Source organism: Kitasatospora sp. NPDC127121 (genome assembly GCF_042677305.1).
Lineage (GTDB): Bacteria > Actinomycetota > Actinomycetes > Streptomycetales > Streptomycetaceae > Kitasatospora.
This window is the reverse complement of the sequence record NZ_JBHXTQ010000026.1, coordinates 17,762-29,997: the sequence shown is the minus strand read 5'-3', so window position 1 is coordinate 29,997 and position 12,236 is coordinate 17,762. Positions and strand designations below refer to the sequence as shown.

Annotated in this window: 11 protein-coding genes; 10 read left to right on the top strand and 1 reads right to left on the bottom strand. The window is 73.9% G+C overall.

Annotated elements, in window-relative coordinates; all coding sequences use genetic code 11:
- Positions 1-179: 179 nt before the first annotated feature.
- From ACFVHI_RS15710 to ACFVHI_RS15675, 8 genes are all read left to right on the top strand, one after another.
- Positions 180-1,517: an ABC transporter substrate-binding protein gene (locus ACFVHI_RS15710; protein WP_380339442.1), complete on the top strand. Its 1,338-nt coding sequence runs from the start codon at positions 180-182 to the stop codon at positions 1,515-1,517.
- Positions 1,514-2,464 (top strand): carbohydrate ABC transporter permease, encoded by a 951-nt coding sequence (locus ACFVHI_RS15705; protein ID WP_063350583.1) that lies wholly within the window; start codon positions 1,514-1,516, stop codon positions 2,462-2,464. Before ACFVHI_RS15710 ends, ACFVHI_RS15705 begins: the two co-directional genes overlap by 4 nt.
- The gene (locus ACFVHI_RS15700; RefSeq protein ID WP_380339439.1) at positions 2,461-3,363 is read left to right on the top strand and encodes a carbohydrate ABC transporter permease; all 903 of its coding nucleotides are present in this window, start codon (positions 2,461-2,463) and stop codon (positions 3,361-3,363) included. Before ACFVHI_RS15705 ends, ACFVHI_RS15700 begins: the two co-directional genes overlap by 4 nt.
- On the top strand, positions 3,360-4,409 hold the full coding sequence (locus ACFVHI_RS15695; protein ID WP_380339436.1) for a hydroxyacid dehydrogenase: 1,050 nt from the start codon (positions 3,360-3,362) through the stop codon (positions 4,407-4,409). The genes ACFVHI_RS15700 and ACFVHI_RS15695 overlap by 4 nt, the downstream gene beginning before the upstream one ends.
- Before the next feature lie 127 nt (positions 4,410-4,536).
- Positions 4,537-5,640: a Gfo/Idh/MocA family protein gene (locus ACFVHI_RS15690; RefSeq protein ID WP_380339536.1), complete on the top strand. Its 1,104-nt coding sequence runs from the start codon at positions 4,537-4,539 to the stop codon at positions 5,638-5,640.
- Positions 5,640-6,812 carry a dihydrodipicolinate synthase family protein gene (locus tag ACFVHI_RS15685; RefSeq protein WP_380339433.1) on the top strand — a complete coding sequence of 391 codons (1,173 nt, stop codon included), beginning with the start codon at positions 5,640-5,642 and terminating at the stop codon, positions 6,810-6,812. Before ACFVHI_RS15690 ends, ACFVHI_RS15685 begins: the two co-directional genes overlap by 1 nt.
- Positions 6,809-7,690 (top strand): sugar phosphate isomerase/epimerase family protein, encoded by an 882-nt coding sequence (locus ACFVHI_RS15680; RefSeq protein WP_380339430.1) that lies wholly within the window; start codon positions 6,809-6,811, stop codon positions 7,688-7,690. Before ACFVHI_RS15685 ends, ACFVHI_RS15680 begins: the two co-directional genes overlap by 4 nt.
- A gap of 52 nt (positions 7,691-7,742) precedes the next feature.
- Complete coding sequence (locus ACFVHI_RS15675; RefSeq protein ID WP_380339427.1) at positions 7,743-9,548, top strand: beta-galactosidase; 1,806 nt, start codon at positions 7,743-7,745, stop codon at positions 9,546-9,548.
- A 99-nt stretch (positions 9,549-9,647) separates the two neighbouring features.
- Here ACFVHI_RS15675 and ACFVHI_RS15670 read toward each other — a convergent pair whose 3' ends face one another.
- Positions 9,648-10,439 (bottom strand): methyltransferase domain-containing protein, encoded by a 792-nt coding sequence (locus ACFVHI_RS15670; RefSeq protein ID WP_380339425.1) that lies wholly within the window; start codon positions 10,437-10,439, stop codon positions 9,648-9,650.
- Between the two features lie 200 nt (positions 10,440-10,639).
- On the opposite strand from ACFVHI_RS15670, the gene ACFVHI_RS15665 reads away from it, so the two are divergent.
- Positions 10,640-11,602, top strand: coding sequence for a DUF2690 domain-containing protein (locus tag ACFVHI_RS15665; protein WP_380339422.1), 963 nt, complete (start codon positions 10,640-10,642; stop codon positions 11,600-11,602).
- 65 nt (positions 11,603-11,667) lie between these two features.
- Positions 11,668-12,228: a DinB family protein gene (locus ACFVHI_RS15660; protein WP_063350576.1), complete on the top strand. Its 561-nt coding sequence runs from the start codon at positions 11,668-11,670 to the stop codon at positions 12,226-12,228.
- Positions 12,229-12,236: the final 8 nt, after the last annotated feature.

Sequence of the window (12,236 nt, the reverse complement as noted above, 5' to 3'; positions counted from 1 at the left end):
GGGAATCTAGAAAGCGGTTGATCGTTCGTCAAGGCTTTTGATCGCAACGGATCATTTGATCCAGATCTCTTGACTTCGATCGATCGCCCGCCCAGGATGGCGACCACTTGCCCGCCCGGTCGCGGCCACCGGCAGCCCCACTGACCCCCCGGCCGCGCCCCCCTCTCCCGGAGTCGTGCATGCCCTCACTCCCGCTCCCCCTCCCCCACCCCCGGCGCAGACTCCTCCGCGCCGCCGCCGTCGGCCTGCTGTCCACCGTCCTCCTCGCCGCCTGCGCCGGCAGCGGCGGCGGCGCCCCGAAGGCCGACGACGGCAAGCCGGTCACGCTGACCTTCTGGGCCTGGTCCAAGGGCACGAAGGAGGTCGTCGCCGCCTTCAACGCCTCCCACCCCGACGTCAACGTGGTCTACGAGGAGATACCGTCCGGCACGGCCGGCGGGTACGCCAAGATCTCCAACGCGGTGAAGGCTGGCAACGCCCCCGACGTGTTCAACGTCGAGTACGCCCAACTGCCGGACTTCGTCAGCCAGGGCGCCGTCCAGGACATCTCCGGGCTCGTCCCCGGCGAGCTCAAGGCGAAGTACCTGCCGCAGACCATGGACCTGACCACCCTCGGCGGCCGCACCTGGGCGCTGCCGCTGGACGCCTCGCCGCAGGCCTTCTACTACCGCAAGGACCTCTTCGACCGGGCCGGCCTCACCCCGCCGAAGACCTGGGACGAATTCCGCACCGCCGCGCAGAAACTGAAGCAGGCCCAGCCGGACACCCGGATCGCCACCTTCTTCCCCGACGACCCGGCCACCTTCGAGGCGATGGCCTGGCAGGCCGGCGCCCACTGGTTCACCGGCCGCGACGACGCCTGGAGCGTCGACCTCAACGGCGCCGGGACCAAGCAGACCGCGGACTACTGGCAGCAGCTGATCGCCGAGGACCTGGTCCGCGTCCAGCCCTCGTTCAGCCAGCCGTGGACGGCCTCGCTGCAGAAGGGCGAGACCGCCGGCTACCTCGGCGCCTCCTGGGGCGGCGGGGTGCTGAAGGGCACCCTGCCCGACGCGGCCGGCACGTGGGCCGTCGCCCCGGTGCCCAGCTGGGACGGCGCCCCGGCCAGCGGCATGGTCGGCGGCACCACCTTCGCCGTCTCCAAGAACAGCAGGAAGGCCAAGGCCGCCGTCGAGTTCGCCACCTGGGCGACCACCACGCCGGAGGGCATCAAGGCCCGGATCGCCTCCGGCACCTCCTCCGCCTTCCCGGCCGCGCCCGCACTCGTCCCGGTGGCCGAGGAGGCCTTCAAGGCCGACTTCTACGGCGGCCAGGACGTGTACGCGCTCTACACGGACGCCGCGAAGTCGATCAAGCCGAACTGGCAGTGGGGCCCGACGATGAACGCGACCAACAACGCGCTCAAGGACGCGTTCGGCAAGCTCACCCAGGGCGGCACCGTCCAGGGGGCCCTCGACGCCGCGCAGCAGTCCACCCTGGCCGAGCTGAAGAACCGCGGCCTCAAGGTCAAGCAGTGACCGCCCAGCCGCCCCGCACCGGGCCCGGGCCCGCCGTCGCCGCCCGCGCCCGCCGTCGCGGGCGGTACGGGGCGCCGGCCGTCCTGCTCGCCCCGTTCGTGCTCCTGTTCACCGCCTGCACGCTCGTCCCGATCGGCTACGCCGTCCACCTCAGCCTGTACACCGAGCACCGGTCCGGGCTCGGCTTCGGCGGCGGCGAGACGGTCTTCACCGGCCTCGGCAACTACGCCCGGGCGCTCGGCGACCAGGCGTTCCGCTCGGGCTTCTGGACCACCGCGCAGTACTGCCTGCTCTACATCCCGCTGATGACGGGGCTGGCGCTGCTCCTCGCGCTGCTGCTGGACTCGGCGCTGGCCCGCGCCCGCCGCTTCTTCCAGCTGGCGCTGTTCCTGCCGCACGCGGTGCCCGGCATCATCGCCGCGCTGATCTGGGTCTACCTGTACACGCCCGGCATCAGCCCGGTCATCGACCTGCTGAACGCCGGCGGCGCCCACCCCGACCCGTTCGGCGCGCCACTGCCCGCCGTGGTCAACATCGCACTCTGGGAGTGGACCGGCTACAACATGGTCATCTTCTACGCCGCACTCCAGGCCGTCCCGCGCGAAGTCCTCGAAGCGGCCGTCGTCGACGGCGCCGGACCGCTGCGGACCGCCGTCAGCGTCAAGATCCCGCTCATCCGCGCCTCGATCGTGCTGGTCGGCCTGTTCACCCTGATCGGCTCGCTCCAGCTCTTCACCGAACCGATGATCCTGCACGGCGCCTCCCCCGGCGTCGTCTCCACCTGGACGCCCAGCATGTACGCCTACACCGCCGCCTTCGACCGGGGCGACTACGGCCTGGCCGCCGCCGCCTCGGTGCTGCTCGCGCTCGCCGCCGCCGCGCTGTCCTTCCTCGTCACCCGGGCCACCCGCCCGCGCCCGGACCGCCGGACGGAGGCCACCGGATGACCACGCTCGCCCCCGGACGCCGCCCCCGGCAGCGCTCCGCCGCCCGCAGCCACCCGCCCCGCCGACCGTGGAGCCTCTCCAAGGCCGCCGTCAACGGCGCCCTCGTCCTCGCCACCGCCTACACCCTGCTGCCGCTGCTGTGGCTGGTGACGGCCGCCGCCAAGAACACCGGCGACCTGCTCGGCGGGCGCGCCCTGTCCCCCGCCACCTGGCACCTCGGCGAGAACCTGCACGCACTGGCCACCACCGGGGACGGCATCTACTTCCGCTGGTACCTCAACTCCCTGCTGTACGCCGGGCTCGGCGCACTGGCCTGCGCCCTGGTCTGCGTCTGCGCCGGGTACGCGTTCCACGTCCACGCCTTCCCCGGCAAGGAGAAGCTGTTCGGCCTGGTGCTGCTCGGCGTGCTGGTGCCCACCACCACGCTGGCCCTGCCGATGTACCTGCTCGCCTCGGACCTCGGCGTGGTCAACACCTTCTGGGCGGTCTTCGTGCCCTCCCTGGTCAACCCCTTCGGCGTCTACCTCGCCCGGGTGTTCTGCGCGGGCTACGTCCCCGGGGAGGTGCTGGAGGCGGCCCGGATGGACGGCGCGGGCGAACTGCGCACCTTCTGGTCGATCGGCCTGCGGATGATGACGCCCGGCTTCGTCACGGTGTTCCTCTTCCAGTTCACCGCGATCTGGAACAACTTCTTCCTCCCCCTGGTGATGCTCTCGGACAACCGGCTCTTCCCGGTCAGCCTCGGCCTGTTCAGCTGGAACGCCCAGACCCACGCCTTCCCCGAGTACTACCCCCTCGTCGTCAGCGGCTCGCTGCTCGCCGTCCTCCCGCTGGTGGCGGCCTTCGTCGGCCTGCAACGCCACTGGCGGGCCGGCCTGACCGCAGGAAGCGTCAAATGACCACCACCACAGCCGACATCCGCTCCCCCGCCGCCCCGGCCCGCCGGCCCCGCGCCCTGCTCGCGATGGACCGCGCCCTGCCCGCCCGGCTGCTCGACCGGCACGCCGTCCAGCGGCTCACCGACCTCGCCGACCTCGACCCCGACCTGGTCGTGGACGACTTCGCCACCCCCGAGGCCGCCGCCGCGCTGGCCCGCACCGAGGTCATCATCAGCGGCTGGGGCTGCCCGCCGCTGGACGAGGCCGTGCTGGCCGCCGCGCCCCGGCTGCGCGCCGTCATCCACGCCGCCGGCTCGGTCAAGCACCACGTCACCGACGCCTGTTGGCGGCGCGGCCTCCAGGTGACCTCGGCGGCCTGGGCCAACGCGCTGCCCGTCGCCGAGTACACCGTCGCCGCCGTGCTGCTCGCCAACAAGCGGCTGCTGGCGATCCGCGAGGACTACCGGCACCGGCGCGCCCCGCACGACTGGCAGGGCGCCTACGCCGCCGCCGGGAACTACCGGCGCACGGTCGGCGTCGTCGGCGCCTCCCGGATCGGGCGCCGGGTGCTCGAACTGCTCGGCCCGCACGACCTCGACCTGCTGCTGTACGACCCGTACGTGGATGCCGCCGAGGCCGCCGCGCTCGGCGCCCGGGCCGTCGGCCTGGACGACCTGTGCGCCTCCTCCGACGTGGTCACCGTGCACGCCCCCGAACTGCCGGAGACCCACCACCTGGTGGACCGCCGCCGGCTCGCCCTGATGCGCGACGGCGCCACCCTGGTCAACACCTCCCGCGGCTCGCTGGTCGACCAGCAGGCGCTCACCGACGAACTCGTCGCCGGCCGCCTGGACGCCGTCCTCGACGTCACCGTCCCCGAGGTCCTGCCCGCCGACTCACCGCTGTACGAGCTGCCGAACGTCCTGCTCACCCCGCACGTGGCCGGCTCGCTCGGCGGCGAGCTGCACCGGATGGCCGCCGCCGCGGCCGACGAGCTCGCCCGCTACGCGCGGGGCCTGCCGTTCGCCCACGCCGTCCACCCCGAAGGCATCCACCGCACGGCCTGACCGCGCCCCCCGTCACCAGCTGCACGGCCTGACCGCGCCCCCGCCAGCACCAACACCACCAGCTGCAAGGAGAACACCCGTGGACCGCAAGGTGATCGGCGTCGTCCTGAACGGCGTCACCGGCCGCATGGGCCACCGCCAGCACCTCGTCCGCTCGATCCTCGCCATCCGCGAGCAGGGCGGCCTCGACCTCGACGACGGCCGGGTGCTCTGGCCCGAACCGATCCTGCTCGGCCGCAACGAGGCCAAGCTGCGCGCCCTGGCCGAACGCCACGGCCTGGAGCACTGGACCACCTCGCTCGACGAGGCGCTCGCCCACCCGCTCACCGAGGTGTACTTCGACGCCCAGGTGACCCCCGCCCGGGAGGCCGCCCTGCGCGCCGCGATCGCCGCCGGCAAGCACGTCTACACCGAGAAGCCCACCGCCGAATCCCTCGACGCCGCCCTGGAACTGGCCCGCCTCGCCCGGGCGGCCGGCGTCCGCAACGGCGTCGTCCAGGACAAGCTGTTCCTGCCCGGGCTGCGCAAGCTCAAGCGGCTGATCGACGGCGGGTTCTTCGGCCGGATCCTGTCCGTGCGCGGCGAGTTCGGCTACTGGGTCTTCGAGGGCGACTGGCAGAGCGCCCAGCGCCCGTCCTGGAACTACCGCGCCGAGGACGGCGGCGGCGTGATCCTCGACATGTTCCCGCACTGGCGCTACGTGCTGGACAACCTCTTCGGGCCCGTCCGCACGGTGTACGCGCACGCCTCCACCCACATCCCCCGCCGCGTCGACGAACAGGGCCGGGCCTACCCCGCCACCGCCGACGACGCCGCGTACGGCGTCTTCGAGCTGGCCGACGGCGTCGTCGCGCAGATCAACTCCTCCTGGGCGGTGCGGGTCGACCGGGACGAACTGGTCGAGTTCCAGGTCGACGGCACCGAGGGCAGCGCCGTCGCCGGGCTGCGCGAGTGCCGCATCCAGCACCGGGCCACCACCCCCCGGCCGGTCTGGAACCCGGACCTCCCGGCCACCGACCCCTTCCGCGCCCAGTGGCAGCCGGTGCCCGCCAACGAGGAGTACGACAACGGCTTCAAGGTGCAGTGGGAGCTGTTCCTGCGCCACGTGGCGACCGGCTCCGCCTACCCGTGGGACCTCCTGGAAGGCGCCAAGGGCGTCCAGCTCGCCGAACTCGGCCTGCGTTCGGCACGCGAGGGCCGCCGGCTCGACGTCCCCGAGCTGGTGCTCTGATGGCCGAACTCGACCTGCCCGGACACGGCCGGCTGCGGCTGCGCGAGCCCGCACCGCTCGACCTGCCCGCACACCCACCCGCCTCCCGCACGGCCTTCGCGGCCGCCCACGTCGTCGCCGACCCGCTCGGCGCCAACGCCGCCGGCGCCCCGGCCGCCCTGGACTGGGACGCCACCCTCGCCTTCCGCCACCACCTCTGGTCGCTCGGCCTCGGCGTCGCCGACGCCATGGACACCGCCCAGCGCGGCATGGGCCTGGACTGGGCCGCCACCCGCGAACTCATCACCCGCTCCGGCGCGGCGGCCCGCGCCGTCGGCGGCCGGCTCGCCTGCGGCGTCGGCACCGACCAACTCACCGACCCGGCAGGCTCCTTGAGCGACATCACGGCCGCCGCCCTGAGCGAGGTCGCAGACGCCTACGAGGCGCAGCTCGCCGTGGTCGAGGCGGCCGGCGCGCAGCCCGTCCTGATGGCCAGCCGGGCCCTCAACTCCCGCGCCCGCGGCCCGGAGGACTTCCTCCGCGTCTACGACGGGCTGATCCGGCAGTCCGCCCGGCCGGTGATCCTGCACTGGCTCGGCGCCGCCTTCGACCCGGCACTGGCCGGCTACTGGGGCTCCGCCGACCTCGACGCGGCCACCGACACCGTCCTCACCCTCATCCGCGAACACCCCGGTCGGATCGACGGCATCAAGGTGTCGCTGCTGGACGCCGACCGGGAGGTCGCGCTGCGCCGCGCCCTGCCCGCCGGGGTGCGGCTCTACACCGGCGACGACTTCCACTACCCCGAACTGATCAAGGGCGACGAACTCGGCCACAGCGACGCCCTGCTCGGCGTCTTCGACCCGATCGCCGGCCACGCCGCGGCAGCCCTGCACGCCCTGGACGCCGGCGACACCGCCCGCTACGACGCGCTGCTCGGCCCGACGCTGCCGCTGGCCCGGCACCTCTTCGCGGCGCCGACCTTCCAGTACAAGACCGGCGTGGTCTTCCTCGCCTACCTGGCCGGCCACCAGGAGCACTTCACCATGGTGGCCGGCGCCCAGAGCGGCCGGTCCGTACCGCACCTCGTCGAACTGCTCCGGCTCGCCGACGCCGCCGGGGTGCTCCCCGACCCCGAGCTCGCGGCCGACCGGATGCGCCGCTACCTCGCCCTGGCCGGGTGGTCGGCATGACCGCACCCCACCCCGCCGAACGGGGTACCGCCGCCCCCGGTCTGGAACGGCTCTCGCTCAACCAGATCACCACCAAGCACTGGTCCCTGCCCGAGGCCGTCCGGGGCTGCGGGCAGGCGGGCATCCCGGCGATCGGCCTGTGGCGGGACAAGGTCGCCGAGACCGGAACGGCCCGCGCCGCCCGGCTGGTCCGCGACAGCGGCCTGACCGTCAGCAGCCTCTGCCGGGGCGGCTTCCTCACCGCCGCCGGGCCCGAAGGCCGCCGCGCCGCGCTCGACGACAACCGGCGGGCCGTCGAGGAGGCCGCCGAACTCGGCACCGACACCCTGGTACTGGTCGTCGGAGGCCTGCCCGAGGGCAGCCGCGACCTGCCCGGCGCGCGCGCCCGGGTCGCCGACCTGCTCGCCGAACTCGCCCCGTACGCCGGGCAGTTCGGCGTACGGCTGGCCATCGAACCGCTGCATCCGATGTTCTGCGCCGACCGCGCCGTGGTCTCCACCCTCGGCCAGGCGCTCGACCTCGCCGCGCCGCACCCGGCCGCCCAGGTCGGCGTGGTCGTCGACAGCTACCACGTCTGGTGGGATCCGGCGCTGCCCGAGCAACTCGCCCGGGCGGGCCGGGACGGCCGCATCGCCGCCTACCAGGTGTGCGACTGGACGCTGCCGCTGCCCGCCGACGTCCTGCTCGGGCGCGGCCACGTCGGCGACGGCCACATCGACTTCCGCTCCCTCACCGACCAGGTCACGGCGGCGGGCTACACCGGCTGGATCGAGGTCGAGATCTTCAACGAGCGGATCTGGGCCACCCCCGGCGAGCAGACCCTCGCCACCGTGGCCGACCGCCACCGCACCCACGTGGCCACCGCGCCACACCGGTAGCCGTTGGCCTACCCTGGCAGCCCGTGCCACACCCTCGAAAGCTGGTCACGCGATGATCGAAACGATCGAACTCGACTACGACGACTCCGGATTCCGCCGCAACGGGGCCCCGCACCGGATCGTCGCCGGCGCCCTGCACTACTTCCGCGTCCACCCCGAGCTCTGGGACGACCGGCTGCGCCGCCTGCGCGCCCTCGGCGTCAACACCGTGGACACCTACATCCCCTGGAACTTCCACGAACTGCCCACCGGTGAGATCGACTTCACCGGCTGGCGGGACGTGGCCCGGTTCGTCCGGCTGGCCCAGCAGCACGGACTGGACGTCATCCTGCGGCCCGGCCCGTACATCTGCGCCGAATGGGAGTTCGGCGGCCTGCCCGCCCGCCTCCTCGCCGTCGACGGCCTGCGCCTGCGCTGCGCCGACCCCGCCTTCCTGGCCGCCGTGGACGGCTGGTTCGACGCCCTCGTGCCCGAGCTGCTGCCGCTGCTGGCGAGCCGCGGCGGCCCCGTCGTGGCCGTCCAGGTCGAGAACGAGTACGGCAGCTACGGCACCGACGCCGGCTACCTCGCCCACCTGCGCGACGGCCTCCTCGCGCGCGGCGTGGACTGCCTGCTGTTCACCGCCGACGGCGCCGAGGACTTCATGCAGCAGGGCGGCGCGATCCCCGGCCTGCTCGCCACCGCGACCTTCGGCTCCCGCGCCCCCGAGCGCTTCGAGGTGCTGCGCCGCCAGCAGCCCAAGGGGCCGCTGGCCGCCATGGAGTTCTGGATCGGCTGGTTCGACCGCGTCGGCGGGCCCCACCACGTCCGCGACCCGCAGGAGTCCGCCCGCTCCCTGGACGCACTCCTCGCCACCGGCGCCTCCGTCAACCTCTACATGGCCCACGGCGGCACCAACTTCGGCCTCTGGTCCGGCGCCAACCACACCGGCACCAGCCCCGACACCCCGGGCTACGAGCCCACCACCACCAGCTACGACTACGACGCCCCCATCGGCGAGGCCGGCGAACTCACCGCCAAGTTCCACGCCCTGCGCGACGTCATCGGCCGGTACCTCCCCCTGCCCGACGGCGAACTCCCCGCCGAGCCGCCCCGCCTGGCCCCGCGTCGCATCGACCGCAGGACCGGCCGGGCCCGCCTGTTCGACTCCCTGGACGCGCTGGCCACCCCGCACCACCGGCCCGTCCCGGAACCCATGGAGAACCTCGGCCAGTCCCTCGGCCTCATCCACTACCGCACCCGCGTCCCCGGCCCCCGCCCCACCCTGCCGCTGCGCATCGACGGCCTCGGCGACCGCGCCCAGGTCTTCGCCGACGGCCGCCCCCTCGGCACCCTCGACCGCAACGACCCCGGTGCCACCCTCCCGCTGGCCACCGCGCCGGCCGGCACCACCCTGGACATCCTGGTCGAGGCGCTCGGCCGCACCAACTACGGCCCCCAGCTCGACGACCGCAAGGGCATCCGGCGGGGCGTCTCGCACGAACGCCAGCGCCTCCACGACTGGGAGATCCGCCCGCTCCCCCTCAGCGACCTGAGCGGCCTGGCCTTCGACCCGGCCACCGCCGCCACCGACGGCGACCCGGCCTTCCACCGCTTCGAGACCGACCTCGACACCCCCGCCGACGCCTTCCTCGCCCTGCCCGGCTGGGGCCGCGGCCTGCTCTGGCTCAACGGCTTCCTCCTCGGCCGCTACACCGACGAGGGCCCGCAGCGCACCCTCTACGCCCCCGCCCCGCTCTGGCACCCGGGCACCAACACCCTCGTCCTCCTCGAACTCACCCGCCACGGCGAAGCCCTCGACCTGCGCGACCGACCCGACCTCGGCCCCGTCACGGACGCCCCCAGCTCCGAGTTCTGAAACTCCGCCTCACCGACATCGTGACCGCCCTGCTCACCGGCTACGCCGTCGCCTCGACCCGGCCGGCCGGCCGGGGACGGAGCGTCCTGCGGTGGCCACCTACCGGCGCCGGCCCCAGCAGGTGATCAGCGGGGCGGTGGTCACGTCCAGCTCGGTGTCGCGGAGGTTGGCCAGGTGCCGGTCCAGGTCGGCGGCGGGGAGGTCGGGGCCGACCAGCTGGTCGCGGAGCTGACGGACCGTCGCCGCCTCCAGCTCCCGACAGGCCGGGGAGGTGACGGGGAAGTACGCCTCGGCGGCGACGTCCGTCAGGCCCGCCTCGCGCAGCAGCCGGGGCAGGGTGCGGCCGAAGGCGAGGTCGGCGCCGCGCTCGGCGAGCCGGGCCCGGAACGCCCGGCGCACCCGGTTCGCCAGCTCCTCGTCCGGTCCGTGCTCGTCCGGGCAGGCGAGCGGTTGCAGGGCCGGGTCCGCGTCCTCGACCACCAGCCAGCCTCCGGGCCGTACCGCCGACGCCAGCCGCCGTAGCACCTCGGCCCGGTCGGGCAGGTGCACCAGCACCAGGCGGACGTGCACCAGGTCGAACAGCCCGTCGGGCAGCGGGTCGCGGGTGACGTCGTGCCGGCGGACCTCGACGCGGTCGGCGGGCAGTCCGGTCAGCCAGCTGGTGTCGAGGTCGCTGGCCAGGACCCGGCCCGCCGGCCCGACCCGCTCGGCCAGTGCCAGCGGGATGCCCGGGCCGCCCGCACCCACCTCCCAGCAGTGGTGCCCGTCGGCCGGGCCCAGCCGGTCCAGGTGCTCCAGCGTCCACGGGTCGAACAGCTCGGCGATGCCCTCGAACCGCCGACCCGCCTCCCGCTGCCGGTTGTCCAGCAGGTAGCCGCGCTCGTCGCCCATGCTCCGCGCCTCTCGGATCGCCCTTGCCCGTCGCCCCGCCCGTCGCTCGACGCGGCCGACCGCGATGGTAGGCGATCGGTGCCGGGTGCGCGAAGGCGCCCCGGGACGCGGGCGGTGGCCGAGGGAAGTCGACCGATTAAACTGATCATCCGAAAGTGGATCAGTTTGCATCCTCCGCCGACCCGCCCGAGGTACCCGCGATGAGTCAGTCCTGGAAGCCGCTCCCTGACGATCTTTCGGAACCCGCTCGACGTCTGGCCGAGGAACTGCGCGCGGTCAAGGACGCGCACCGGATCTCCCTGGCCGAACTCGGGAAGAGGACCTACCTCAGCAAGGCCTCCTGGGAACGCTGGTTGAACGGGAAACGCCTGATCACCCCGCAGGCCCTGGCCGGCCTGATCGCCACGGTCGAGTGCGACGCCGATCTGCTCACCTCCCTGCTGCGGAAGGCCGAGGCCGCGCGCGACGCGCACGAGGCGCCCTCCTCCGAGGCCGCGCACGACACGGACGAGGCGCTCTCCCCGGCGCCCGCGCCCGCAGCGCCGGCCGAAGCGCCCGACGCCGCCCCCGCCTCGCCGCGGCCCGCCCCGTGGCGGCGGCCGGCGGCCGGCGTGGGAGCCGCCGTGGCCGCCGTGCTCATCCTGTTCGCAGCCCTGTACCTGCGCGGCCCGCACGGCGGCAACGGCACGGCATCGGCGGCGACGCTCCCGCCGAAGACGGCGGCGGCGACGGCAGCGGCGACCGCCGGGCCGGCGCCGCTCTGCGAGGGCGTCGGCTGCGCGGGCAAGGACCCCCAGGACATGCGGTGCGACGTCGACCAGCGCACCCTGCTGACCGGCAACGTGGGCAAGGTGGTCCTCTACGTCCACTACAGCCCGCGCTGCCGGGCCGCCTGGTCGGGGATCACCGACGGCTCCCCCGGGGACAGCGCCACCATCACCACCAACCACGGCTGGCAGGAGACCGCCCTGATCCACTGGGGCTACGACAACTACTCCGTGATGGTCGACGCGAGCCCCGGCGACACCACCTTGCAGGTGTGCGGCCACCAGAAGGACGGCGACAACTGCACCGGCGTCGTCACCGACCCCGCGGCCCGCGCGAGCGCCCTCCCCAGCCCCCCGCCTCCGGCCGCCGCTCCCACGCCGACGCCGACGCCCTGAGGATCCGCCACCATCGCGGCAAAACCCACTGGCGGCTCGGGGCCGCACGGACGAGCATGGCCCTCATGAGCGACCAACCCGAACGATGGACCCAGGCAACCGTCTACCCCGACATGTGGGCCGACCCGGACGACGACCCCCGCAACAGCGAGGGAGTCTGCCCGGACGGCGAACTCCCCACCCTGAACGACTTCCTGACGAACTACCGCCACACCCTGCTGATGAAGTGCGAAGGCCTGGACCCGGAGCAGCTGGCCCGCCGGTCCGTCCCGCCGTCGACGATGTCGCTGCTCGGCCTCGTCCGGCACCTCGCCGCAGTGGAACGGGACTGGCGGGGCTGGATCAGCGACGGCGATCCGCTGCCGAAGCTCTACGGCAAGCGGGACGCGGACTTCGACGGAGCCGTCGCCGAGCAGGCCGAGGTCGACGCGGCGTTCGCCGACCTGGCCCGCGAACAGGCCGCGACCGACGCCGCCCTGGCCGCGCACCCGGACCTGGGCACGCGGCTGGGGAAGAGCGGCATCGCGGTGCGAGAGCTGCTGGTGCACAGGATCGACGAGTACGCCCGTCACTGCGGGCACGCCGACCTGTTGCGCGAGTGCCTCGACGGGCGGGTCGGCCAGTAAGGCCCGTC

What these genes read in the sequence shown, in the direction of transcription:
- ACFVHI_RS15690 (WP_380339536.1), top strand. Translation starts at nt 4,537, where the DNA reads ATGGGCCACCGCCAGCACCTCGTCCGCTCGATCCTCGCCATCCGCGAG.
- ACFVHI_RS15685 (WP_380339433.1), top strand. Translation starts at nt 5,640, where the DNA reads ATGGCCGAACTCGACCTGCCCGGACACGGCCGGCTGCGGCTGCGCGAG.
- ACFVHI_RS15680 (WP_380339430.1), top strand. Translation starts at nt 6,809, where the DNA reads ATGACCGCACCCCACCCCGCCGAACGGGGTACCGCCGCCCCCGGTCTG.
- ACFVHI_RS15710 (WP_380339442.1), top strand. Translation starts at nt 180, where the DNA reads ATGCCCTCACTCCCGCTCCCCCTCCCCCACCCCCGGCGCAGACTCCTC.
- ACFVHI_RS15700 (WP_380339439.1), top strand. Translation starts at nt 2,461, where the DNA reads ATGACCACGCTCGCCCCCGGACGCCGCCCCCGGCAGCGCTCCGCCGCC.
- ACFVHI_RS15665 (WP_380339422.1), top strand. Translation starts at nt 10,640, where the DNA reads ATGAGTCAGTCCTGGAAGCCGCTCCCTGACGATCTTTCGGAACCCGCT.
- ACFVHI_RS15695 (WP_380339436.1), top strand. Translation starts at nt 3,360, where the DNA reads ATGACCACCACCACAGCCGACATCCGCTCCCCCGCCGCCCCGGCCCGC.
- ACFVHI_RS15670 (WP_380339425.1), bottom strand. Translation starts at nt 10,439, where the DNA reads ATGGGCGACGAGCGCGGCTACCTGCTGGACAACCGGCAGCGGGAGGCG.
- ACFVHI_RS15660 (WP_063350576.1), top strand. Translation starts at nt 11,668, where the DNA reads ATGAGCGACCAACCCGAACGATGGACCCAGGCAACCGTCTACCCCGAC.
- ACFVHI_RS15675 (WP_380339427.1), top strand. Translation starts at nt 7,743, where the DNA reads ATGATCGAAACGATCGAACTCGACTACGACGACTCCGGATTCCGCCGC.